Source organism: Thalassospira australica (assembly GCF_000763295.1).
Classification (GTDB): Bacteria; Pseudomonadota; Alphaproteobacteria; order Rhodospirillales; family Thalassospiraceae; genus Thalassospira; species Thalassospira australica.
Map to the genome: position 1 here is coordinate 206,115 of NZ_JRJE01000031.1, position 23,951 is coordinate 230,065.

The window sequence follows — 23,951 nt, forward strand, 5'->3', positions numbered from 1 at the left end:
GAGGGACGGGATTATGCAGGTTTGGATGAATGGCAGGTTTTGTGATCTTGACGAAGCATCCATTCCGGTAACGGATCGTGGTTTTCTTCTTGGCGACGGTTTTTTTGAAACCATGCGTGCCCATGAAGGCAAGATTGCCTGGCTTGATGCACATATGGAACGCCTTGACTATCATGCAGAGCTGATCGAATTCCCGCTTGATCTGTTGCCTGAGACGGAAGAGGTCGAAAGCGTTGTCGCAACCCTGTTTGAGCAGGTGCACCGCAAGGATGCCGTTGTGCGATTGACAGTTTCTCGTGGCACTGGCGACCGGGGTTTGCTGCCGCCTGAAACGCCTGACCCAACCATCCTGATCACGGCTGCCCCGTTTGATCCTGTTGATCCGAATATTGGCTTGAAACTGGCGACGTCGCAGAAGGTTCGTCGCAACCCGCATTCAGTCGCTGGCGGGATTAAAAGCACCAATTATCTTGATAATATTGCAGCTAAACAGGAAGTGCAGAAAATCGGTGCAGATGACGCGATCATCTTGTCAGCAGAGGGAACTGTTGCCGAAACCAGTGTCGCGAACATCTTTGGCATTCAAGGTGATACCTTGTGGACACCTGATGAGGATACCGGGATACTCTGCGGTTTGGCGCGCGACAGCGTGTTGCAATGGGCAGAAGAATCCGAACTTGAGATCAGCGTTGATCCCAAAACTCCCGAAGAGTTGAGAGAATTCGACGCGGTATTTACCGCCAATGCGCTTCAAGGGTTGCGCGTGGTTGACCGGATTGACGGTTATGTCGTGGGTGTACCGGCGAAAACCTTCTTTAATAAACTTGCTCAAACGGTGGAGTTGTCGCTATGCAATGGTATAGGTATTTAGTGTAAATTAACGATATTTCTGGCATAGTTGGCGGCTGACTTCATACAGGAATGCTCATGGCTGCCCAGACCACCAAACCCGCCTTAACCATAAACCGATTTGTCCAAAGCCTGCGCAAGAACGCTGCGAACGGGAAAAAGCCTTCCTTGGGCATTTTGAACATTCCGGCCAACCTTCGGCTGGGGGCTGAGGATTATCAGGCGATTACGCGTGACGCGTTTCACAACCTTCCGGACAACACCCGAGTTCATCGCCTTGAGAATGGCATGGTTGCTTTTGTCCGTGGTGGTGCGTGGAGCAATGATGACAGTACCTTTGTCGAACATATCCGCGAAATCCTCAGCGAGGTGATTGACCGAAATGGCCTGGGGCACATCCCGGACGATCTTTGGCATCGGTTTCAATGGCCTGAAGATCAGGAAAAACTTGGTCGTTTGCTGGATATCTCACTGACCGATGGACTGTCCGGTGAGGTGTGGGAACGCTTTGACATGTCCGAGATGCTTCGAGGGGCCATCACCACCGATGCAATCTTTGATTCTTGCCGACGCCAGGCCATGGTCTGTTTTGACGACAGCCGTCGCGAGATTGTCGGTCATGAAATCTATTGTTCACTGGATTACCTGCGCCAGAACCATCTTGCGAGCTTCCTTCTTGAAGGTCCCGGCGAGATCGAGATTTTGTCACGTATCCTCGATGAGAAAGTCATGGAGGTCACTGCGTCAATCGGATCCTCACTTCTGCCAGACAAGCTGCATCTGAATATGCAGGTCCAAACAGTTCAAAGCGAAAAGTTTAGTGAATTTGTTGAGCAGTTGGATGGCAAGCTGATTGAAAATATGGCTATTGAATTTTCGATGGAGAACGCGATTGCCAATTGGTGGGAGTTTGAGGATGCGTGCGAATTTCTCCATACATTGGGTATCAAGGCGGGCCTTGACCGCATCACGTTGCCAGCCTTGCAATTCCTGTCCCCACGTAAACTGAACGTTGATTTCATCAAGGTCGTTTGGGATCCCAATATCATTGGATCACGACGTTCTGAAGTGGCAGAACGTTTACGCGAATTTGCCAGCGTGTTTTCAGACCATAGCCTGATCATGACACGGTGTGACAGTCGCACGGCATTGCGGATGGGGCGTAGTCTGGGTGTCGACATATTCGAAGGAAGCTACATTGACGCGATGATGGGGCCGTATCTGCACCGGGAATGCAAATCAAAGCGCCGTTCATCAGACAGAAGATGTGCCGTTTGCCAATGGGCACCGCGTGAGGCACGTAAAAATGGGTGTGAATTCCATTTTCGTGCAGGCAAGCTTCTTGCCGAAATTTAAGCCGTAAACTTCCAGTGCTTTTAGGGGCAGGCCGCTAAGGTGTTTGACAACGCAGATGCGCTTTTTTAAAGTGCGCCGGCTGATCAATCGTGATCAGTGTTTGTCGTTGAAACACGGCGCTTATTCTCAGGGCAGGGTGTAATTCCTGACCGGCGGTAATCCGGAGAAATTCGGAAAGCCCGCGAGCGCCCAAGAGCCATATGTTTATCTTATGTCTTTTGGGGTCAGCAGATCCGGTGTAAATCCGGAGCCGACGGTAATAGTCCGGATGGGAGAGGATAAAGCGTGACAGGATTGGCAGGGCCGCAATTGCGGGACTGTATTACTGTCTGCCTACGACCGCGAAGTGACAAACTTGTCACCAAGCGGGCCTTTCTTTGTTGCCCTGGTTCGTAAGCCCCATCCGTAGAGGACGGTTATGAATCAGAGTATTGAACCACAATCCGATCTGTCGATCTTTGGCGATCCGCATGCGCGTATGGAACGTGCACTTGCCGATTTGCGCAAAGGTAAAGGCGTTCTGGTTGTTGACGATGAAGATCGCGAAAACGAAGGCGATCTGATCTTTTCCGCAGAAAACCTGACCAATGAACAAATGGCAATGCTGATCCGCGATTGTAGCGGAATTGTCTGCCTTTGTTTAACTGACGAAAAAGCCAACGAGCTTGATCTGCCACCGATGGTGACTGACAACTCATCAAGCATGGGAACCGGTTTTACCGTTACGATTGAGGCAAAGGTTGGTGTTACGACCGGCGTGTCTGCGGCAGACCGTGTAACCACGGTGAAAACGGCCATTTCTGATGAAACCAGGCCATCTGATCTGGCACGTCCTGGTCATGTGTTCCCATTACGTGCCCGCCCGGGCGGTGTTCTTGAACGTCGTGGCCATACAGAAGGCACGGTGGATTTGATGCGTCTTGCCGGTTTCAAACCTGCTGGTGTGCTGTGCGAAGTCACAAATTCGGATGGCACCATGGCACGATTGCCGGAACTGATCGAATATGCGCACGCCCATGATCTGGTTGTGATCAGCATCGAGGATATCGTCGCTTATCGTAGCGCGATGCAGCAGGCGGCCGAATAAGCATCGGCCGGCCTTATGAACACAAAAAGGGCCACACCTGCCAGGATGTGGCCCTTTTTCTATTTTCGTGACCAGAACAGATCAATCGTCAATCATGCACCACACCGGAGTATGGTCAGACGCCTTTTCCTTGCCGCGCGGATCGCGGTCGGTATCTGAAGCACTAAGGCGATCTGCCGCTGCCGGTGTTAGCAAAAGATGGTCGATGCGAAGCCCATTATCCTTGTTCCATGCACCTGCACGATAGTCCCACCAGCTATATTGATGGCCCTTGGGGTTAAAGGTCCGGAAGGCATCGGTGTAGCCCATATTCATCATGGTGCGCAGGCGTTTACGTTCGGTTGTGGTGCACAGGACGGTTTCGTGGAGTTTAGCCGGGTCGTAAACGTCCATGTCATCTGGCGCGATATTGTAATCGCCGCCCATGACCGCTGCCTCGCCACGGGCACGGATTTTTTCAAAGCGCGTAATCAGGCGATCAAGGAAGTTCAGTTTGTAGTCAAACTTCGGGTCGCCGACGGCCGTGCCCATCGGAACGTAAATAGAAGCAACGCGAACCGGGTGAGGGGAACTGATGGTGCCTTCGATGTAACGGGCCTGTTCATCGTCATCATTGCCCGGAAGGCCGCGTTCAACATCTTCAATGGGAAATTTCGACAGGATCGCAACACCGTTATAGGTCTTTTGTCCGTGAACGGCGATGTTGTAGCCAAGATCCTCGATTTCCATTGCTGGAAACGCATCATCAACCGTTTTGGTTTCTTGCAAAAGGACCACATCAGGTTTCCCTTCCTGCAGCCAGTCAAGAATGTTTGGCAGACGCGCCTTGATCGAGTTGACATTCCAGGTGGCGATTTTCATTCAGGCCTCGGCTTTTGGGAATAATTGATAAAATAAAACGGGGTTCGCATTTTACGAACCCCGTTTTATAAATCGGTTTGTCAATCCGGATCAAATTGAGAAACTTGACCCGCAACCACATGAAGAGGTTGCATTCGGATTGTTCACGCGAAACGCGGAACCAACCATTTCACGTACGAAGTCGATTTCGGCACCGCCAAGAAGGTCCAGTGATACTTCATCAATGACCATTTTCGCACCGTGATTTTCAAAGACCAGGTCTTCGTCTGTGGTGTCTGAGTCCAGTGAGAACTCGTATTGGAACCCGCTGCATCCGCCACCAGAGACCTGAAGACGCAGCATCGTGTTTGCGGCACCTTCGATTGTGATTAGCTCCTGAATGCGTTTCGCAGCACTTTCAGTCATTTGAACTTGCCGAGAAGATTCGGTCATCCAACACTCCTTGATCCCAAACCTGCCAGACGGCTGGCAGGTGTCGTTACGATCCATGAATGCATAATAGCATGTTCGGAACGCAGTATTTAAGTCACTATTTAGCGTGCATGGCTGAAATGTCAAAACCTGTAATCAGTCCAGGGGCCGAACTCCATCAAGGGTGACTTGCGTTTTGATGTGAAATGGCTCAAAACATGCGCCAGTCTATTGGCCGTCCCGGCCAGAACCAGAAAATGCAAAGTTCCAAGTCATGAATGTTTTCAGCCTGTTGAAAAGCGATATCGAGAACCAGATTCTCGCCCTTGAAAAAGATGGTGTTCTTCCTGCCGGAAGTGACACGACGCGTGTGACGGTTGAGCCGCCACGTGATTCGTCTCATGGGGATGCTGCAACCAATGCGGCCATGTTGCTTTCAAAGGCCGCAGGTATGAAACCGCGCGATCTGGCCGAAAAACTGGCCGAAAAACTGCGCGAACTTGACCATATTGAACATGTCGAGATAGCCGGACCCGGATTCATTAATCTGCGGATGGCAGATCAATTCTGGTTGTCACAGGTCGCCAAGGTGCTTGAGGTCGGTACCGACTATGGCAACAGTGATCTTGGCAAAGGTGCGAACATCAACGTCGAATATGTGTCGGCGAACCCAACCGGCCCGATGCATGTCGGTCATTGCCGTGGTGCCGTGGTTGGTGATGTTCTAGCCAATCTGCTGGCAAAGGCAGGCTACGCCGTCACCAAGGAATATTACACCAACGACGCCGGTGCACAGGTTGACGTTCTTGCCCGGTCGCTTCACATGCGTTATCGCGAAGCGCTTGGCGAAGATATTGGTGAAATTCCCCAGGGCCTGTATCCGGGTGACTACCTTGTTGAGCCGGGCAAAAAAATGGCCGAGCGGGACGGGGACAAATGGCAAAATGCCCCGGAAGACGAATGGCTTTCGGAGTTCCGTGGTTTTGCGATTGTAGAAATGATGGCGCTGATCAAGGAAGATCTTCGTCTTTTGGGCGTTTCACACGATGTGTTTACGTCTGAAGATGGCTTGGTCAAGGCAGGTAAGGTGCAGGCGGCCTTTGATCACCTTGAGAAAAAGGGTGATATCTATGTTGGCGTTCTGGAACCGCCAAAAGGCAAAAAGCCCGATGATTGGGAGCCGCGGCCACAGACGCTTTTCCGGGCGACCGATTTTGGCGATGATGTTGACCGTCCGCTGAAAAAGTCCGATGGCACATGGACTTATTTTGCATCCGACATCGCCTATCACTTTGACAAGTATGAGCGCGGATTCAATCTGATGATTGATATCTTTGGTGCCGATCACGGGGGTTATGTCAAGCGAATGAAAGCGGCGACCAAGGCCATCACCGGCGGTGAAGGGGACCTTGACGTTAAGCTTTGCCAGCTCGTCAGTCTGTTTGACAACGGCGAACCGGTGAAGATGTCCAAGCGGGCAGGTACGTTTGTAACACTGCGCGACGTGGTCGAACGTGTTGGCAAGGATGTTGTGCGTTTCATCATGCTGACGCGCAAAAACGATGCGTCGCTTGAGTTCGATTTTGCCAAGGTAACCGAACAGTCCAAGGACAATCCGGTATTTTACGTTCAGTACGCCCACGCACGCGTCAATTCCGTGTTCCGTCAGGCTGCCGAAGCATTCCCGGATCAGGACTTGTCGCAACAGGCGCTTGCCGATGCGGATTTGTCCTTGCTTGGAACGGAAGAAGAAAAGCTTCTGGTGCGTCGCATGGCGGAATGGCCACGTATTGTCGAGCAGGCCGCAACTGCGCATGAACCTCATCGAATTGCCTTTTTCCTGACAGAAATTGCCGCAGAATTCCATGCATTGTGGAACAAGGGACGTGACAATACCGCGCTGCGTTTCATTATTGCCGATGATCTTGCTGCGACAATGGCGCGTCTTGCGATGATTCGCGCGGTCGCAACGGTTATTGCTTCCGGTCTTGAGGTGCTGGGCGTTGAGCCTGTCGAGGAGATGTAAAATATGAACGAAGAACACGGTTCCGACCTTCATGCAGAGCGTGCTGACCACTACGGATCAGAAAAACCCGCCAACAAAAGCATGTTCAAAGGGGTTATCACTGTGTTCTTCGGGCTTGCCGTGATTGGTGGTGCACTCGGCGGGGCGGGGTACTGGTTTTATAATCAGGGACAACCAATTCAGGACGATGGCAATTTGCCGATCCTGCTGCCGGACCCGTCACCGATTAAAATCCGCCCGGAAGATCCCGGTGGAATGGAAGTCCCTCATCGCGAAACAACCGTTTATGACCAGCTAAGCGACGTTGACCCGGACGCCAACGTCGTTCTTCAGGAACTGCCCGATATGCCGCGGGCACCTGAAGTAACTGCTGCGCCAGTAATATCCGAAAGCGAACAACCTGCCGCGGACCAAGCAGAAACTCAGAATTCTGATGCAGAAATCGCGCCCGGAGAAAAACAAACGGATGCAGATACTGCGCTGACACCGGCGCCAAAACCAGAGGCCACGGTCGAGGCACCCGAAATTAGCGCGCCTGAGCTAACCGATGCCCAAAAGGCTGTCGAGGCGGCACAGAATCGTGCCAATGACACCGTGGTTGAACAGAGTCCCGAAGAAACCAAGACTGCACCCGCAGTAAAGAGCGATAGCAAAACCGTTTCGCAAAATGACTATCGGATTCAACTCGCATCGGTACGTGACGAAAGTGGTGCGGCGTCTGAATGGAAAAGGTTATCTTCAAAAAACAAAGACTTGCTTGATAATCTTCAAATGTTTGTGCAGCGTATCGAGATCGACGGCAAAGGCATATTCTATCGCTTGCAGGCAGGGCCACTTGCTGATGCGGGCGTGGCAGAAAAGCTTTGTGCCGATTTGAAAGAACGCAGTGTGGGGTGCCTCATTGTCCGGCCTTGAAGTTAAAAAGCCACGTGCCTGTATTCTGGGTGTTGGCGGTACGGAACTTAGCAATTGGGAAAAGGGGTTCTTTCGGGAATCTGATCCGTTTGGGTTCATTTTGTTTGCGCGCAACGTCGAAAACCGCGAACAGGTGCGTACCCTGACCAATTCGTTGCGAGACGCGGTTGGCAACAGCAATGTTCCCATCCTGGTTGATCAGGAAGGTGGGCGTGTCATGCGCCTGAAACCGCCGCATTGGCGAAAAATTCCTGCGGCTGGTGTCTTTGGCGATCTGTTTGACCGCAACGCCGATGATGCCCGTGAAGCAGCATATACCAATGCCCGTCTGATGGCCGTGGACCTGCGTGAAGCCGGGTTTAACACCACGTGCGCACCGGTTCTTGATTTGCGAATGCCGGGCATGAGCGACGTTATAGGTGACCGGTCCTATGGCGCTGAGATTGGCAAGGTTGTGATGCTGGCCAGTGCCGTTGCTGCCGGTTTTCTTGATGGCGGCATTGCACCGATCATCAAGCATATTCCGGGCCATGGTCGTGCAACGGTTGACAGCCACAAGGACTTGCCGGTTGTAACCGTGCCGCATGCAGAGCTGTCCGAGCTTGATTTCGCACCATTCGCACAGATGAAAGATGTTCTGGCGGCGATGTCAGCACACTTGCTGTTTACTGCGATTGATGATCAGCGGCCCGGTACCGTGTCACCTGTCGTCATTCAGGATATAATTCGTGGTGAAATCGGTTTCGATAACCTTTTGATTAGCGACGATCTGTCAATGGAAGCATTGGGGGGATCAATCGCCAGCCGAACGCATGAATGCCTGTATGCCGGGTGCGATATCGCCCTGCATTGCAACGGCAAACGCACCGAAATGGAAGAAGTGGTTTCAATGGCGCCCCTTCTGACGGGAAGTGCCTTGCTACGGTCCCAGAATTTCAGCAACCAGATCGCGACATTCAAGACCGATGCGCCGAATGCCAGCCAGTTGGCAGATTGGCAATCGCGCCTTTCCGAGTTGCTTGCACCGGTTTGGTCGGCGGAGGAACCGCCGAAGTGAGCGACATCCTTGATCTGATTGTTTCGGCATCGACCTGGGTCATTCCGGTTCTGTTGGCGGTCACCTTGCATGAAGCTGCACATGGCTTTGCCGCCAAGCTGTTTGGCGATGACACGGCTCAACGTCTTGGGCGTCTGAGCTTGAACCCGATCCGTCATGTTGATCCGGTAGGGACGGTCCTGATCCCTGGGCTGTTATTGGTCACGGGCGCGCCATTTCTGTTTGGCTATGCAAAACCGGTTCCGGTTGCCTTTCATCGATTGCATCCTCAGCGCCTTGGCGTTATTGGCGTTGCTGTTGCCGGGCCTGCAACAAATGTTGCACTCGCGATTGCTTCGATTCTGCTTTTTGTCTGGCTGCCAAGCTTTTCGCCGGCGGTGAATGACTGGCTTGGAACCATGCTTAATCAGTCGATCTGGCTGAATTGCATTCTTGCGGTGTTTAACATGCTGCCAATCCCGCCGCTTGATGGTGGGCGTGTCCTGACGGCTATTTCACCTTTGCCGATTGCACGGGTCTTGGCGCGTATGGAAAAAACCGGCATGATCATATTGATCGGTTTGGTTTTTCTGTTGCCATATGTCACGACGCAACTTGGAATAGACTTGCCGATCTTCCAGTGGTTGGTTCTTGAACCGGCGAATGCACTGGTGCGGCTTCTGGCAGATATCTTTGCCTGAATGTCGACAGGCGATGGGGGAAGTCAGGGATAGATGGCAGATCAATTCGAATTCGAGATTCCAGACGAGGTGTTTGACAAAAAGCCGGTCGATGACGAACCGAGCCTTGCCGAACGTTTGATCCTGGATCTTGACGGGTTCGAAGGCCCGCTTGATGTTCTGCTTGAACTCGCGCGGGATCAAAAGGTCGATATCATCAAGATATCCATTCTTGATCTGTCTGAGCAGTACCTGGAATTTATTAGCACCGCTCAGGGCTTGCGTCTGGAGCTTGCCGCGGATTATTTGGTGATGGCCGCGTGGCTTGCCTATTTGAAGTCGCGCCTCTTGTTGCCCAAGCAGGAAAACGACGAAGAAGAGCTCAGCGCTGAGGAAATGGCAGAAATGCTTGCCTTCCAGCTTAAGCGTCTTGAGGCGATGAAGGCAGCTGGCGACAAGCTTCTTGAACGGCCAAATCTGGGGCGCGATTTCTTTGGTCGCGGGGATCCGGAAGAAGTTCGGGTGACAACCGCGTCCGTTTACGACGCATCACTTTATGATCTTTTGAAATCATACGCACAGATCATGCTGACATCTGAAAGCAAGACGCTTGAGATCGAGGCATTTGACCTGTACGCCATGGACGATGCCATCCAGCGTTTACGTGATCTGTTTGGCCGTCGCGTTGTTCCAACATGGACCAAGCTTCTTGAATTCATGCCGCGCGGTCTTGGCACACCATTAAAGGCCCGATCCGCCTTGGCCGCACATTTTGTCGCAAGCCTTGAAATGTGCCGTGACGGAGAACTTGAAATCTCGCAGGAAGAAACGTTTGGACCAATTATGTTGCGGTCGCCGCAAACGCTGCGGACCGGGGATACACCGCGCGACCAAGCATACGACGCGGGTTCGTTCGATGAATAAGGTGGGCAGGGGGAACCAATGAGCAAAGACTCGCAGCTTGAAATGGAAGGCGTCGAATCCGCCCCGAATATCGATTTTCAGCATATTCGCATCGTGGAAGCTGTGCTGTTTGCCTCTGCGGAGCCTGTCAGTGAACGGGTTATTGCCGCGCGCCTGCCCGAAGGCACCGATATCGGCGCCATTATGGCTGCCCTTGCCGAAACTTATGCGCCACGCGGGGTGAACTTGAACCGGGTTGGCGAAAAATGGGCATTCAGAACCGCCGTTGATTTGGCTGGTGATCTTCATATCGAAGTCGAAAAAGCCAAGAAGTTGACCAAGGCAACGCTTGAGACGCTTGCCATCATTGCCTACCACGAGCCCGTTACGCGCTCGGAAGTCGAGGAAATCCGTGGTGTGGCGCTTTCAAAAGGAACGCTTGATATCCTACTGGAAGCCAAGTGGATCAGGCCACGCGGGCGCAAACGGGTACCTGGGCGACCTGTTCTTTGGGCCACCACAGATGACTTCCTTGATCATTTCGGCCTTGAAAGCCGTGATGACCTGCCGGGACTTGCTGACCTTAAAGCTGCTGGACTACTTGATAGCCGTCCGGGCATGGGGCGTTATGGCGCGAATTCAGATGACGAAGCATTGCCTGATCTTGTTGATGATGGCGAGGTGGCCGATTCTGTGGTCGAAGAGGCATTAACCACGCGCAACCTCGAAGATCTTGACGAAACCATCTATTCAGACAACCCCAACCTTGACGATGGCAAGGACAAGAACCCCGATGGCGCGCAAGAGGCCAATTCATCCAGTGCCGATGAACAAATGAGTTGATCCATCTTCTTGCATCGGAGCTGCCGGGACCTTAAGTTCCACGAAAGATATCGCCAATCAGTCGCACCTTCATGTGCGTGATCCCTGTTGTGAGAAGAGTTTATCGATGACCGACGGCCTCAAGATGTCGCACGTATCGCATATGTTCGGTGAAAACCGTGTTTTGTGCGATATCAGCTTCGATGTCGCACCGGGTGAACTGGTGTGTTTGTTGGGGCCATCGGGTTGTGGCAAGACCACTGCGCTGCGTCTGGCAGCCGGCTTGGAAAAATTGCAGATTGGCGAAATTTCGGTCAATGACATGATCGTCGCGCAGCCGGGGGGATATGTCGAACCGGAAAAGCGCGGCGTTGGCATGGTTTTTCAGGACTATGCGTTGTTTCCGCATCTGAATGTTGCGAAAAATATCGGGTTCGGGCTGCGCCATTTTCAGGAACGTGACCGTGATGACGCCATCAAGGCGGCACTCAAACAAGTTGGGATGCTTGAGTACCTGAATGCGTATCCGCATGAACTTTCTGGTGGTCAGCAGCAACGAATTGCACTTGCGCGTGCATTGGCGCCAAAGCCACGGATCATGTTGCTCGACGAGCCGTTTTCCGGTCTTGATGTGGCCCGTCGTGCTGATCTGCGCGATACGACGTTGCATGTGCTGAAGGACGCAGGGATCGCAACCGTTATGGTGACGCACGATCCGCAAGAAGCGATGTATATGGCTGATCGGATCATCATCATGAATGAAGGTCAGATCATGCAGGATGGCACCCCGGAAACCCTTTATTTCAAGCCGGACAATCGATTTGTAGCGTCGTTCTTTGGTGAGGTGAACCGTTTCTCGGGGACGGTTGACAATGGCCGGGTCGTGACCCCGGTTGGCGATATCAAGGAGACCGGGCTTGAAAACGGGACTGCGGTTGAAGTTTTGATTCGCCCGGAAGGTCTTCATATTGGTGACGCCGTTAACGGACATGATATTCTTGCCCATGTCGATGCAGTTCGCGTTTTGGGCGAAGTTAACCTCCTTCATTTAACGCTTGAGTCGGGCTCTCATATCCACGCACGTGTACCACGGCGCTTTTCAGCGAATAATCGGCAATCAGTTGCTATTACGCTTGATCCCGAGATGACCTTCGTGTTTCCTATATCCTAATGTAGTGCAACAGTCTGATTTCGGTCGCGATTATCGTTGCAAACTACGCATGATTAACAGGTGTCTTGCAGGCGGTGAGTATTAACCAACGTCGCATTGCACAGTAGGGGGCTTTCTGCCATTATCCGGGCACGTTGCCGGAAGGCAGAATGGATCTTTGGAGATTGAAGTTATGGGTATTGGCGTTTGGCAAATCGTTCTGATTCTTGCGATTGTCCTGATCATCTTTGGTGCAGGTAAGCTGCCGAAAGTGATGGGTGACATGGGCAAAGGCATCAAGAGCTTCAAAGCGGGTATCAACGAAAAAGAAGAACAGGATGCAGCTGCTTCGGCCAAAACCATCGAAAGCACGACCTCTGCATCGGTTTCTTCCGAAAGCAAAGACAATGAGAAGGATTCTGTGAAATCCTGATCGTCTGTCGGATTTCCTTCAGATAGGCGTGTCATATGTTTGATATCGGCTGGACCGAATTGGCTCTTGTGGCCGTCGTCGCACTTTTTGTCGTCGGCCCCAAAGAGTTGCCGCATCTGCTTTACAAGTTGGCGGGGTATTGGAAAAAAGTGCGCGGAATGGCGCGCGAGTTCCAAAGCGGAATTGATGACATCATCCGCGAAGCGGAACTGAATGATTTGCGCAAGCAGGTCAGCAGTGCGCACAGCAACCCGACCGAGTTTGTAGAAAACAAGATCACAAGCCCGAAAAGCGACGACGCAAAAGCCGAGCCCAAACCGAGCACCGAAAAGCCCGCAGACAAGGCGGAAAAGACGGTGAAATCGGAAAAAGCAAAGACTGGCGCATCCGCTGCTGAGAGCAAAAAGAAAGACCACCCGGAGAGCCAGGCGTGAACATGCAATCGCATGACAGGCAGATGCCCATCATGGAGCATCTGATAGAGCTGAGAAACCGCCTGACCTGGGCGGTTCTTGCTCTGTTTATTACTTTCGCTGTCTGTTATTATTTCGTCGAGGATATCTATGGGTTCCTCGTGCGACCGCTGGCCGACATCATGGGACCGGATCGCCGCATGATCTATACCGCCTTGACCGAGGTATTCTTCACCTACGTCAAGGTTTCGTTCTTTGCGGCCTGCTTTGTGTCAGCCCCGGTGTTCCTTGGACAGCTTTGGGCGTTCGTCGCCCCGGGTCTTTACAAGAATGAACGTTCGGCCTTCATGCCGTTCCTGTGTGCGACCCCGATCCTGTTTCTGATGGGGGGCGCGCTGGTTTACTACCTGATCATGCCGTTGGCCTGGAAGTTTTTCCTGAGCTTTGAGCAGGCAGGCGGGGCAGCCAATCTGGCGATCCAGCTTGAAGCCAAGGTTGGCGAGTATCTGTCGCTGGTGATGAAGCTGATCTTTGCCTTCGGTCTGTGTTTCCAGCTACCGGTTTTGCTGACGCTAATGGCACGTGCGGGTATTGTCACAGCAGATGGTCTTGCCCGTCGCCGTAAGTACGCGATTGTCATTGCCTTTGGCTTTGCCGCCGTCCTGACTCCGCCTGATTTGATTTCTCAGGTTGGCTTGGGCATTCCAATCATCATTCTTTATGAAATTTCTATCATCATGGCGCGCCTGTCTGAGCGCAAGCGTGCAAAACAGGCCGCTGAAAGTGATGATGAAGATGATTCAGAAGATGAAGAAGCCGAAGTCGGATCAAGCGTTGCTACAACTGATGACAACGTGGACGAACAGGGAGCCGCTGCTGCGTCCTACGATGATGGTCAGACGTCTTTGACGCGATCAACGGATGAGGATGACGCGCCGAAGCTTTCCGGACCGTCGAATAACGATGATGGCGAGGATGATTTCAACAACGCCCGTTGATTGAAATCCCTGACTGAAACCGTCCGATTTGATGGGGTGGACCTTGTGTCCACCCCATCGTATAAAGCCACAAATAGTTAGACTGACAGGGTGCTGTTCGATGCACGACATTAAATGGATTCGGGATAATCCCGAGGCTTTTGACGCAGCAATGACTGCGCGCAAACAGGACGTAACCGCACAGCGTCTGATCGATATCGATGTTGAACGCCGGAAATTGATGACGGAGCATCAGGAGATGCTTGCCCGTCGCAAGACGATTTCTGGTGAAATCGGGAAACTGCGCAAAAACGGCGAAAACGCAGACGACTTGATGGCCGAAATGGGCCAGCTCAAGGACAAGATCAAGGAGGCTGAAGACGGTCAAGCATCCTTGAATGATCAGCTTGATCTGTTGTTGTCTTCGTTCCCGAATATTATTGATCCCGAAGTCCCTGTTGGCGAAGACGAAAACGACAATGTCGAAGTTAATCGCTGGGGAACACCGGGCGAGTATGACTTTACGCCGCTTGAACATTTCGAGATCGGTGAAAAGCTCGGCATGATGGACTTTGAAACGGCGGCCAAGCTTTCGGGGTCGCGTTTTGTGGTTCTGCGTGGTGGTTTGGCAAAGCTTGAACGCGCACTTGCGCAGTTCATGCTTGATACCCACACCAATGAACATGGCTACGAAGAAACCATCACTCCGATGCTGGTGCGTGATGATGCCATGTACGGTACCGGCCAGTTGCCGAAATTCGCCGAAGATTCGTTTAAAACCACCAATGATTACTGGTTGATCCCGACGTCGGAAGTAACCCTGACCAATCAGGTTGCGGGCGACATCGTTGATCAGGCAAAGCTTCCGCTGCGCTACACCGCGCTGACACAATGCTTCCGATCAGAAGCGGGGTCAGCCGGACGCGACACACGCGGCATGATCCGTCAGCATCAGTTTTCCAAGGTTGAGATGGTCTCGGTCGTTGAAGCCGAAAAATCTGACGAGGAACTAACGCGCAAAACCCGCTGTGCTGAAACCATCCTTGAACGTCTTGGTTTGCCGTATCGTACGGTCATCCTTTGCACTGGTGATATCGGGTTCTCGGCCGCAAAAACCTATGACATCGAGGTCTGGTTACCGGGTCAGGGCAAGTATCGTGAAATTTCTTCCTGCTCGAACACGCGTGATTTCCAGGCACGGCGGATGAATGCACGATATCGTGCCGCAGGCGAGAAAAAGACCCATTTTGTTCATACTCTTAACGGGTCCGGCCTTGCCGTTGGACGTTGTCTGATTGCGGTGATGGAAAACTATCAGAAAGCTGATGGTTCGATCCGTGTCCCGGACGTGCTCAAACCCTATATGGGTGGGCTTGAGGTTATCTCGGCGCGCTAGGACCAAGAACAGGCATGATTGATCTCTCCAACGCACGCATCCTGATCAGTAATGATGACGGCATTGACGCGCCGGGGATCAAGTTGCTTGAGCAGCTTGCACGTGAGTTTTCCGATGATGTCTGGGTCATTGCCCCTTCAATGGAACAAAGCGGGGCAGGGCATTCATTGACCCTGCGCCGGCCATTGCGCATCCACAAACGTGACGAACGTCATTTTGCAGTCGATGGTACACCAACCGACTGTGTCTTGCTGGGACTGCAGCAAGTTATGCGCGACGCTCCGCCGGATATTGTTTTGTCGGGCATCAACCGTGGCGGCAACCTTGGCGAAGATGTTACCTATTCAGGCACCGTCGCTGCGGCAATGGAAGCAACGCTTCTTAACGTGCCTGCTGTTGCCTTTTCTCAGTATTTCTCCGGCGATATGATCGATTGGACAATCGCTGAAAAATACCTGAAGGATGTCTTGTCGACTTTGGTGACGACAACCTGGCCCAAAGGGGTTCTGATCAACGTCAATTTCCCTGATCATGAAGCCACTGGCGGCGCGCAAGTGCAAATCTCCAAACAGGGACAGCGCAAAATTGGCGACCATGTCGCAGAGCGTCTTGATCTGCGTGGTGAACCATATTACTGGGTTGGGGCGATCCTGTCGGAACTTCCTGATGATAAACGGGCGGATCTTAGGGTGATTGAGCAGGGGAATATCTCTGTCACGCCGATCAGCCTTGATTTCACCCATTACGAAACGTTTGACAAACTGACGAAGGCCTTTCCGTGAACGAGCCGGTGATTACGCGTGATACCGACATAGCCAATCTGCTTCAAATCCTTCGTGATGATGGTATTCATGACGAGGCGGTTCTGAGTGCATTGGCAGATATTCCGCGGGAATCATTTGTTGCCGAGCCGTTTGTTAACCGTGCATGGGAAAATGTCGCCTTGCCCATTAGTAAGGGGCAGACGATTTCGCAGCCTTACATCGTGGCGCTTATGACGCAGGCGCTGGAACTCAACGACCGGATGAAGGTCCTTGAAGTTGGTACGGGATCTGGTTATCAGGCGGCGATCCTGGCCAAGCTTGCGCGTCGTGTTTACACGCTTGAGCGGCACAAGCCACTGCTACGTGAAGCCGAGGAAAAGTTCCGCGAACTTGGCCTGCATACGATTTCAACCCTGCATGGGGATGGTGGCTTGGGGTGGAAAGCGCAAGCACCATTTGATCGCATCATCGTTACTGCTGCCGCACAGGATGTGCCACCGGTTCTTGTCGATCAGCTTGCGGTTGGCGGGATCATGGTCGTGCCTGTGGGGGAAGTGTCTCACACGCAATTGTTGCTGCGGGTCCTGCGTACGCCAAGCGGTGTCGAAGTGACTGAATTGATGCCTGTTCGTTTTGTGCCGATGCTGCCAGGTACCGAAGAATTCTGATCATCGGGCTACCTAAAAAATCCATCAGAAGCGACGGATCGCTTACCGATTGTTAACGGCTGATCGTTGACAATCGAAATCATGATGGAAAATTGTGTCAAACGCGCTGTTTATCAAGGAAAACGACTGCTGGTTGTCTGCGCGGCAAGTGCGGTCCTTGGCGGCTGTTTGCTTAATTCTGTTCCGGTGCCGGTGGTGTATGGCGACGGGGCAAGCTACAGCCCGTACAGTATGCCCAAGCTCAAAAACGGTGAACGGGTTATCACGGTTGCGCCGGGCGATACCGTCTCGCAACTGGCAGTGCGCTATCATATGGATTTCACCGAGTTCACAAAGCGCAATGATCTTCGTAAACCCTATGTGATTTATCCGGGGCAGCGGCTTGTTTTACCACCCTGGAGCCCGAATTACGACAGCATGCCACCAGATGCCGTTGCAACGGCTAGCACATCGACCAAGACGAAATCCGTCACGATTGGTGGCAAGCGTCAGGTTGTAAGCCTTCCAATTCAAAAGACAACAACGCCTTCGGCCAATCGCCCAAGCACCACGGTCGCGCGTGTAATTCCACGCAATGGTGGCTCCATCCCGACACCGGGCATCAAGCCGCGTGATTACGCCGCGGCCGCTGAACGTAAAATGGCGTCATCACGCAGTTGGAAATCCGACAGTAAATCAACACCGGTTGCCGGGCAGGGCAGCAATGTTCGCCAGGATGTGGTTCTGTCAGAACCTACTGCGCGCAAAGGCTTTATATGGCCGGTTCAGGGCAAGGTGGTTCTGAAATACGGTGCAAGTACAGGTGGGCTGTTTAATGATGGCATCAACATTCAGGCCGACCGTGGGACACCTATTTTAGCCGCTGAAAATGGTGTTGTAACCTATGTTGGCAATGAGCTGCGCGGGTTTGGCAATCTTATCCTGATCAAGCATGCAGATAACTTCGTGACAGCCTATGCCCATACGGAAAATCCGTTGGTCGCGCGCGGCGATGTCGTGACACGGGGGCAAAAAATCTCGAGTGTCGGCACCACTGGGGCTGTGACCTTCCCGCAACTTCATTTTGAAGTGCGCCGCGGACGGAAATCATCTGATCCGATGAAGTTCCTGCCCAGTGTGATGGTATCGCGCTAAAAAGTACCCAGACAATTGTCCGGGTACTGCGCGCGATCAGCCAAATTTTGTGTTGTTAGTCTATCGACTTGCCAAGTTCACCAGCAACTTCCTGAATGAATTGCCATGCCACACGACCGGATCGACTTCCGCGCGTGACTGTCCATTCCTTGGCACGTGCGTGAAGCTCGTCACGTGGAATGTCCAGATTGAATTCCTTGGCATATCCCTCGATGATTTCGAAGTAGACGTCTTGCGAAATATTGTGGAAGCCAAGCCACAAGCCAAAGCGATCCGACAGTGATACTTTTTCCTCAACCGCTTCGGATGGGTTGATCGCCGTTGATCGTTCGTTCTCGATCATGTCACGCGCCATCAGATGACGACGGTTGGAGGTGGCATAAAAAATCACATTCTTTGGACGACCTTCGATCCCGCCATCAAGAACCGCCTTGAGCGATTTGTAGCTTTCATCATGCATGTCAAAGGACAGGTCATCACAGAACAGCACAGTGTAACGACCGCTATTTTTCAGAATATGCAGCAGGTCGGGCAGGGTCGGTATATCTTCACGATGGATTTCAACCAATGCAAGTGATGCAGGATTTTCAGCGTTGATTTGGGCATGCATTGCTTTAACGATGGAGCTTTTCCCCGTTCCGCGTGCGCCCCAAAGCAGCGCATTATTGGCGGGCAAACCATCAGCAAACCGCTTGGTGTTGTTATAAAGGATTTCTTTTTGCTGGCCGATGCCCTGAAGCAGTTTGATATCGACCCGGTTCACGTTGCGCACAGGTTGCAGATAACCGCTTTGCGCCTGCCAGACGAAGGCATCGGCCGCACTAAGGTCGCTTTCGGATCGTGCAGGGGGAGCCAAGCGCTCCAGCGCTGTTGCAATTCTGTCAAGGGTCGGCAAAAGCTGGTCGAAATCGCTACTCATCGGGGCCTCTTGGGTGTTTCTTTATGTGGTGACGTTTATTGTTGGCAGGCAAGCTAGCATATCAGCGCGGTAATGGAAGTTTTTGTGTGGCTATTTCCTGGCAACGCAAGGTGAACAAAACCACACAAGTGCTGATTTTACCGGTTAAAAACCGGTTCTTCCTTGCTTTGGCGCAACACGCCGTTATATTCCGGCAGTTGATATTTTTTGTTCTGAGGAATTAGGAGTTCCTGATGTTTATTTCGACGGCTTACGCTCAGGCCGCTGGTGATGCAGGTGGTGCTGGTGCACTGATGCAATTCGCGCCGCTTATCCTGATTTTTGTTGTTTTCTATTTCCTGCTTATTCGTCCTCAGCAGAAAAAGCAGAAAGAGCATAAAGCAATGCTCGGGGCCATCCGTCGCGGCGATAAAATTGTTACCGCCGGTGGCCTGATTGGTACCGTTGCCAAGGTTGTTGGCGACGATGAACTGTCAGTCGAGATCGCTGATGGCGTAAAAGTCAAAGTTGCACGTGGCATGGTTTCGACGGTTCTTTCGAAAACTGAACCGGCCAAAGGCGACGACAAAGAAGAAAAAGAAGAAAAAGCTGAAGAGACCAAGAAAGACTAATCTCTTCGTATCAAGCAAGGCGGGGCAATTGGCTCCGCCTTCTTGTTTTTTGCCGGTGGCCTGAAGCGGTACAAAATACCCGTTGTTCCAAGAGCCTTGGAACCAGACCAAGGTTTGACCCTGACAGATCCGGTCACAAACACATGCTTTATTTTACCAAATGGAAAGCGGCACTGGTCCTTCTGGTGTGTGCTTTGGGCGTAATCTACGCTACGCCGAACTTCCTGCCGTCGGGCATGCTCCCGAACGAAACCAGCTATTTGCCGGGCAAGCAAATCAACCTCGGCCTTGACCTTCGCGGCGGCTCGCACATGTTGCTTGAAGTCGACACCGACAGTGTCTTGCGCGAACGCTATGACGCCCTGGCTGATGCGATCCGTACAGAACTACGTCAGGAACAGATCCGCAATCGCCCGCGCGAAGCAACCGAGAACGGTGCCGAGATTACCATCCTTCGTGCAGAAGACTTGGAAAAGGCCCGGGAAATCGCCCGCACCGCTGAGCCGAATACCGAGCTTGCCGGCGAGGGGAACAACATTGTTGTTTCCTATAACGAACTGGCTCTTAAAGAATTGATTGACCGCGCCATTGCGCAGTCCCTTGAAGTTGTTCGCCGTCGTGTGGATGAACTGGGTACAACAGAACCATCTATTCAGCGACAGGGTGAAAACCGTATTGTTGTTCAGGTTCCGGGCCTTGATGATCCATCGCGTTTGCGTGCCATTCTTGGCCGTACCGCGAAGATGAATTTCCACCTCGTAAACACTGAAAAGACGGCTGCCGAGGCACGTTCATCCGGCCTTCCGCCGGGAACCATGATCCTGCCGTCGGCTGATGCAGAAGATCAGGCTGCGGGTATTCGTGAATATCTGATCGACCGTCGCATTGTGGTGTCGGGCGATAATCTTGTTGATTCCCAGCCGACCTTCAGTGACGGTCGCCCAGTCGTTTCGTTCCGCTTTGATGCGGCAGGGGGCGCACGTTTTGGCGACATCACCAGTAAAAATGCCGGACGTGGTCTTGCGATTGTGCTTGATGGCGAGGTGATTTCAGCCCCGCGTATCAATGAACCGATCCTTGGTGGTAATGGCATCATTACCGGCCAGTTCAGCGTTCAGGAAGCCAACGATCTTTCCCTGCTTCTGCGTGCAGGTGCCTTGCCCGCGCCGATGCAGATCCTTGAAGAACGTTCTGTTGGTCCCGGTCTTGGACAGGACTCGGTCGAGGCAGGTGAATTTGCCGCCATCCTTGGCCTGGTTTTTGTTATTGCCTTTATGGCGATCAGTTATGGGCGGTTTGGCGTATATGCCGACGTTGCGCTGATGATGAACCTGATCCTCGTTCTGGCGGTGATGTCTGTCTTGCAGGCGACGCTGACGCTTCCGGGGATTGCCGGTATCGTTCTAACGGTTGGCATGGCCGTCGATGCCAACGTGCTGATCTTTGAACGTATCCGCGAGGAAAGACGGAACGGGCGATCAATCATCAATGCGATTGATGCCGGGTATCGCAGTGCAATGTCGACCATTCTTGATGCCAACATCACGACATTGATTGCAGCCCTTGTGCTGTTTAGCTTCGGCTCCGGCCCGATCAAGGGCTTTGCCGTTACACTGGCAATCGGGATTATCACGTCGATGTTCTCGGCGATCTGGTTGACCCGTTTGTTGATTGCAACCTGGGTCAAGCGCAGTCGTCCGACTGAGCTGGTACTTTGAGGAAGGGAACAGGGAAGATATGAAACCTTTACATCTTATCCCGGATGACGTGAACGTCCCGTTCCTCAAATTCCGGAAAGTCTTTTATATCATTTCCTTGGTGATGGTGCTGGCGTCAGTTGGCATGTTCTTCACCAAGGGCCTGAATTTCGGCATCGATTTTCGTGGCGGGATTCTGGTTGAAATCAAAACCGATGGTCCGGCGGATATCAACGTCTTGCGTGACAATCTGGGAAGTCTTGGTCTTGGTGATGTTTCCATCCAGGAATTTGGCGCACCAGATGATGTTCTGATCCAGTTGCAACGTCAGGATGGCGATGAACAGGCTCAGATGACCGCATTGGCGACTGTAACCGAGGCACTCGGTGAAAATGTCACGATCCGTCGTAGCGAGCTTGTCGGGCCAAAAGTTGGCGGAGAACTGAAAGAAGCCGGGTTCTATTCGGTCGTGATCTCGTTGTTCCTGATCATGGTTTATATCTGGATTCGGTTCGAATGGCAGTTCGCCGTGGCATCTGTTGCCGCATTGCTCCATGACGTTCTGATTACGATTGGTTTCTTCGTGATCACGGGCGTTCAGTTTGATCTGGCGACTTTGGCGGCCGTTTTGACAGTTGCGGGTTATTCAATCAACGACACGGTTGTTGTCTTTGACCGTATCCGAGAATACCTGCGCAAGTTCCGCAAGATGGAAATTCCGGACTTGCTTGATCTGTCGATCAATTCGACCCTTTCGCGTACGACCATGACGTCCTTGACCACTTTGCTGGCCTTGATCGCCTTGTTCGTATTTGGTGGCGAAGCCATACGCGGGTTCACCATGGCGTTGATCTTTGGTGTCGTGATCGGGACGTATTCGTCGATCTGTGTTGCATCACCGCTGCTGGTTGTATTGCGTCTCAAGCGTAAAATTCCCGAAGCCGAAGAAGGCCAGGAAGCCAACGCCTGAGCGGCTTAATCGCGAACAGAAATTGCAAGAAGGCCGGGGATGTGCGAAAACGCCCCGGCCTTTTTTATTTCAGTCGATACGAGGTCCGAGATGTCGCTAGAAGTCAGCCCACTTGTTGCCGAAGGCCGCAAACTGGTTACGAGTTATGGCGATGGGTTATTTCGCTTTGGCGAAGAAACCGTAACCGGATCGATCCTGTTGTTTCCAGAAGCAGTGTATTCATGGGGTGTGACCTCGACCGAGGATATCACCCCGCAATCTTTTTCCCGCATCATCGAGAATGCCGAAGAGATTGATATCCTTCTGCTGGGAATGGGGTCGCAATTAACGCCGGTGCCTCTGGCATGGCGGCAGGCCCTGAAAGAGCATGGCATTGTCATCGAACCGATGGATACGGGCGCAGCTTGCCGGACCTACAATGTTTTGGTCGCTGAGGCGCGGCGTGTTGCGGCCGCAATGATCGCGGTCTGACGCGCATTCACGATGCCTGAACCTAGGTAAAAAAGCTGTGCAGTTGGCGGCGGGTATCCTGCACGCTTAAAAACAAGGCCGCAGGCCCAGGTGCCTGATCTTGCGGGAAAGAATCCCCACAGAGAAACAGGTTTTTCCAGGGCGGACTTAGATGTTGACGGATCGCTGCCTGTCCCGGGGTGAGTTCCGGGAACGGGGCTTCTGCATCGACAAACAGATGTTTGGGGTGCTGCGTGGCAGTTGCATTTTCGGCCCGCGCTTCAAGATCAAGGTTCAGGTATTGGTCGCAGAGCCAGACACAACGCTGCCAAACTAGGTGGGCGAACTGATCTGCTTCCCTGTCATCAGGGACATGTAAACCATTATTGAGACTGACCTGCAGGTGCCGTCGGTTACAATAGATGGCACGCACAATATCATCGCTTACGAGAAGGGCGCGCGGCTCTGCAAATGGTCGGCGCAATTCAAATGCCATGGTCCGCCGACGTGCCGGGGCAGGCATGATGCCCAAGTCAGGAACGGCATCACACAAGGGTTTGGGGTGCAACGCCAGTACAACCGCATCATTGGGTTTCAGGATCACTTGACTGTCATCTTCAAACAAAAGGTCGGTCGCATATTCAGAAGTGCTGTCAATGTCGCCCAGTCTGGTGTGCGCTTTGATGACGCCGCCCGCTGCGACAAATCGCTCGCGCAGGGCGGGTAAGGCGATGTCGTTTAGAATGATGGGATCAATGGCAGAAAAGACGGGTTCGTGATTTTTGGCCAGTATGCTGCGTAACTTGGGCACAAGTATGCGTCCCAACAATGCTTTGGAACAGCGGTGTGCAGGCATGGAGAAAAGCACTTCTGCCAAAACCGACAGGGCATCACGGTGATAGGTGCCAGGTTGATATGCTTTGTCATCGGAGTCGAATGCGTTTGATGACAAGGTGCTTTCAACACGATTTTCCTCGCTGGCATACCGTTGTTGCCACAAAGAAAGGGCCGTGTAGGCACGTGCAATAACGCCGATCCTGCGTGATATCAGGGTTCTGGAAATGCCGTGATCAAGCGAAACGATTGCCGGTTTTCTGCGCCCGCGTTTTAACCCCATCACGCAATGGGCTGGTCTGATCAGTTTTTGGGGAACCTCAGGGTAGCGCGCGAAATAATCCGCGACCTGACCCAATGGGTCATAAAATATTTCGGGTTCTGCAGTCTTATGACTTTCGGGCGCTGTTTGCATGCCACGCGTCCAGCGGCTTTCGAATGGCTCGCCCTCGTCATAGAGCGTTACGTTATATCCGTCTTCTGCCATGCGCGTGGCAAGAGCCGCCCCGGCAAGACCGCCGCCAATAACGTGTAGGTATCCTGACGTAAATGATGGCATATGCCTGAGCCAATTTAGTTGTTATACAAA

25 protein-coding genes and 1 riboswitch are annotated in these 23,951 nt (G+C 52.5%); of the genes, 21 read left to right on the top strand and 4 right to left on the bottom strand.

Annotation, left to right across the window (positions count from 1 at the left end):
- The first annotated feature begins 13 nt into the window (after nt 1–13).
- The 3 genes from JF44_RS0114100 (at nt 14) to ribB (ending at nt 3,292) form a co-directional block, all read left to right on the top strand.
- Entirely contained in the window at nt 14–871 is an 858-nt protein-coding gene (locus JF44_RS0114100; RefSeq protein ID WP_033069615.1) for an aminotransferase class IV, read from the top strand.
- Nucleotides 872–927: 56 nt separating this feature from the next.
- A complete protein-coding gene (locus JF44_RS0114105; protein WP_033069616.1) occupies nt 928–2,205 on the top strand; it encodes an EAL domain-containing protein in 1,278 nt (425 codons plus the stop codon).
- A 118-nt stretch (nt 2,206–2,323) separates the two neighbouring features.
- A riboswitch (FMN riboswitch) is annotated at nt 2,324–2,489 on the top strand.
- Nucleotides 2,490–2,623: 134 nt separating this feature from the next.
- Complete coding sequence (gene ribB, locus JF44_RS0114110; protein WP_033069617.1) at nt 2,624–3,292, top strand: 3,4-dihydroxy-2-butanone-4-phosphate synthase; 669 nt, start codon at nt 2,624–2,626, stop codon at nt 3,290–3,292.
- Nucleotides 3,293–3,373: 81 nt separating this feature from the next.
- Here the strand turns inward: ribB and xth are convergent, their stop codons facing one another.
- On the bottom strand, nt 3,374–4,153 hold the full coding sequence (gene xth / locus JF44_RS0114115; RefSeq protein ID WP_033069618.1) for an exodeoxyribonuclease III: 780 nt from the start codon (nt 4,151–4,153) through the stop codon (nt 3,374–3,376).
- 90 nt (nt 4,154–4,243) lie between these two features.
- The gene (gene erpA / locus JF44_RS0114120) at nt 4,244–4,585 is read right to left on the bottom strand and encodes an iron-sulfur cluster insertion protein ErpA (protein ID WP_033069619.1); all 342 of its coding nucleotides are present in this window, start codon (nt 4,583–4,585) and stop codon (nt 4,244–4,246) included.
- A gap of 253 nt (nt 4,586–4,838) precedes the next feature.
- Here erpA and argS point away from each other — a divergent pair, with 253 nt between their 5' ends.
- The 14 genes from argS (at nt 4,839) to JF44_RS0114190 (ending at nt 17,881) form a co-directional block, all read left to right on the top strand.
- The gene (argS, locus tag JF44_RS0114125) at nt 4,839–6,590 is read left to right on the top strand and encodes an arginine--tRNA ligase (protein WP_033069620.1); all 1,752 of its coding nucleotides are present in this window, start codon (nt 4,839–4,841) and stop codon (nt 6,588–6,590) included.
- A 3-nt stretch (nt 6,591–6,593) separates the two neighbouring features.
- Entirely contained in the window at nt 6,594–7,505 is a 912-nt protein-coding gene (locus JF44_RS0114130; protein WP_033069621.1) for an SPOR domain-containing protein, read from the top strand.
- A complete protein-coding gene (nagZ, locus tag JF44_RS0114135; RefSeq protein ID WP_033069622.1) occupies nt 7,492–8,562 on the top strand; it encodes a beta-N-acetylhexosaminidase in 1,071 nt (356 codons plus the stop codon). Before JF44_RS0114130 ends, nagZ begins: the two co-directional genes overlap by 14 nt.
- Nucleotides 8,559–9,242 (top strand): site-2 protease family protein, encoded by a 684-nt coding sequence (locus tag JF44_RS0114140; RefSeq protein ID WP_052065922.1) that lies wholly within the window; start codon nt 8,559–8,561, stop codon nt 9,240–9,242. Before nagZ ends, JF44_RS0114140 begins: the two co-directional genes overlap by 4 nt.
- A 33-nt stretch (nt 9,243–9,275) precedes the next feature.
- Entirely contained in the window at nt 9,276–10,145 is an 870-nt protein-coding gene (locus tag JF44_RS0114145; protein ID WP_033069623.1) for a segregation and condensation protein A, read from the top strand.
- 18 nt (nt 10,146–10,163) lie between these two features.
- The gene (gene scpB / locus JF44_RS0114150) at nt 10,164–10,967 is read left to right on the top strand and encodes an SMC-Scp complex subunit ScpB (RefSeq protein ID WP_052065924.1); all 804 of its coding nucleotides are present in this window, start codon (nt 10,164–10,166) and stop codon (nt 10,965–10,967) included.
- 106 nt (nt 10,968–11,073) lie between these two features.
- Nucleotides 11,074–12,117 carry an ABC transporter ATP-binding protein gene (locus JF44_RS0114155; RefSeq protein ID WP_033069624.1) on the top strand — a complete coding sequence of 348 codons (1,044 nt, stop codon included), beginning with the start codon at nt 11,074–11,076 and terminating at the stop codon, nt 12,115–12,117.
- 172 nt (nt 12,118–12,289) lie between these two features.
- Nucleotides 12,290–12,529, top strand: coding sequence for a twin-arginine translocase TatA/TatE family subunit (tatA, locus tag JF44_RS0114160; protein WP_033069625.1), 240 nt, complete (start codon nt 12,290–12,292; stop codon nt 12,527–12,529).
- Nucleotides 12,530–12,564: 35 nt separating this feature from the next.
- Nucleotides 12,565–12,963: a Sec-independent protein translocase protein TatB gene (tatB, locus tag JF44_RS0114165; RefSeq protein WP_033069626.1), complete on the top strand. Its 399-nt coding sequence runs from the start codon at nt 12,565–12,567 to the stop codon at nt 12,961–12,963.
- Nucleotides 12,964–12,965: 2 nt separating this feature from the next.
- Nucleotides 12,966–13,940: a twin-arginine translocase subunit TatC gene (gene tatC, locus JF44_RS0114170; protein WP_337587909.1), complete on the top strand. Its 975-nt coding sequence runs from the start codon at nt 12,966–12,968 to the stop codon at nt 13,938–13,940.
- A gap of 100 nt (nt 13,941–14,040) precedes the next feature.
- Entirely contained in the window at nt 14,041–15,315 is a 1,275-nt protein-coding gene (gene serS / locus JF44_RS0114175) for a serine--tRNA ligase (RefSeq protein WP_033069627.1), read from the top strand.
- A gap of 14 nt (nt 15,316–15,329) precedes the next feature.
- Nucleotides 15,330–16,097, top strand: a complete 768-nt coding sequence (surE, locus tag JF44_RS0114180) for a 5'/3'-nucleotidase SurE (protein ID WP_033069628.1) — start codon at nt 15,330–15,332, stop codon at nt 16,095–16,097.
- Entirely contained in the window at nt 16,094–16,747 is a 654-nt protein-coding gene (locus JF44_RS0114185) for a protein-L-isoaspartate(D-aspartate) O-methyltransferase (protein ID WP_033069629.1), read from the top strand. The genes surE and JF44_RS0114185 overlap by 4 nt, the downstream gene beginning before the upstream one ends.
- A gap of 84 nt (nt 16,748–16,831) precedes the next feature.
- On the top strand, nt 16,832–17,881 hold the full coding sequence (locus JF44_RS0114190) for a peptidoglycan DD-metalloendopeptidase family protein (protein ID WP_033069966.1): 1,050 nt from the start codon (nt 16,832–16,834) through the stop codon (nt 17,879–17,881).
- Between the two features lie 55 nt (nt 17,882–17,936).
- Here JF44_RS0114190 and JF44_RS0114195 read toward each other — a convergent pair whose 3' ends face one another.
- Nucleotides 17,937–18,800 carry an ATP-binding protein gene (locus JF44_RS0114195; RefSeq protein ID WP_033069630.1) on the bottom strand — a complete coding sequence of 288 codons (864 nt, stop codon included), beginning with the start codon at nt 18,798–18,800 and terminating at the stop codon, nt 17,937–17,939.
- A 233-nt stretch (nt 18,801–19,033) separates the two neighbouring features.
- Here JF44_RS0114195 and yajC point away from each other — a divergent pair, with 233 nt between their 5' ends.
- From yajC to JF44_RS0114215, 4 genes are all read left to right on the top strand, one after another.
- Nucleotides 19,034–19,411, top strand: coding sequence for a preprotein translocase subunit YajC (yajC, locus tag JF44_RS0114200; protein WP_033069631.1), 378 nt, complete (start codon nt 19,034–19,036; stop codon nt 19,409–19,411).
- Nucleotides 19,412–19,554: 143 nt separating this feature from the next.
- The gene (gene secD / locus JF44_RS0114205) at nt 19,555–21,129 is read left to right on the top strand and encodes a protein translocase subunit SecD (protein ID WP_033069632.1); all 1,575 of its coding nucleotides are present in this window, start codon (nt 19,555–19,557) and stop codon (nt 21,127–21,129) included.
- Nucleotides 21,130–21,148: 19 nt separating this feature from the next.
- Nucleotides 21,149–22,078 (top strand): protein translocase subunit SecF, encoded by a 930-nt coding sequence (gene secF, locus JF44_RS0114210; RefSeq protein WP_033069633.1) that lies wholly within the window; start codon nt 21,149–21,151, stop codon nt 22,076–22,078.
- A gap of 90 nt (nt 22,079–22,168) precedes the next feature.
- On the top strand, nt 22,169–22,549 hold the full coding sequence (locus tag JF44_RS0114215) for an Mth938-like domain-containing protein (RefSeq protein WP_033069967.1): 381 nt from the start codon (nt 22,169–22,171) through the stop codon (nt 22,547–22,549).
- A 22-nt stretch (nt 22,550–22,571) separates the two neighbouring features.
- Here the strand turns inward: JF44_RS0114215 and JF44_RS0114220 are convergent, their stop codons facing one another.
- Nucleotides 22,572–23,921 carry an NAD(P)-binding protein gene (locus JF44_RS0114220; protein WP_033069634.1) on the bottom strand — a complete coding sequence of 450 codons (1,350 nt, stop codon included), beginning with the start codon at nt 23,919–23,921 and terminating at the stop codon, nt 22,572–22,574.
- Nucleotides 23,922–23,951: the final 30 nt, after the last annotated feature.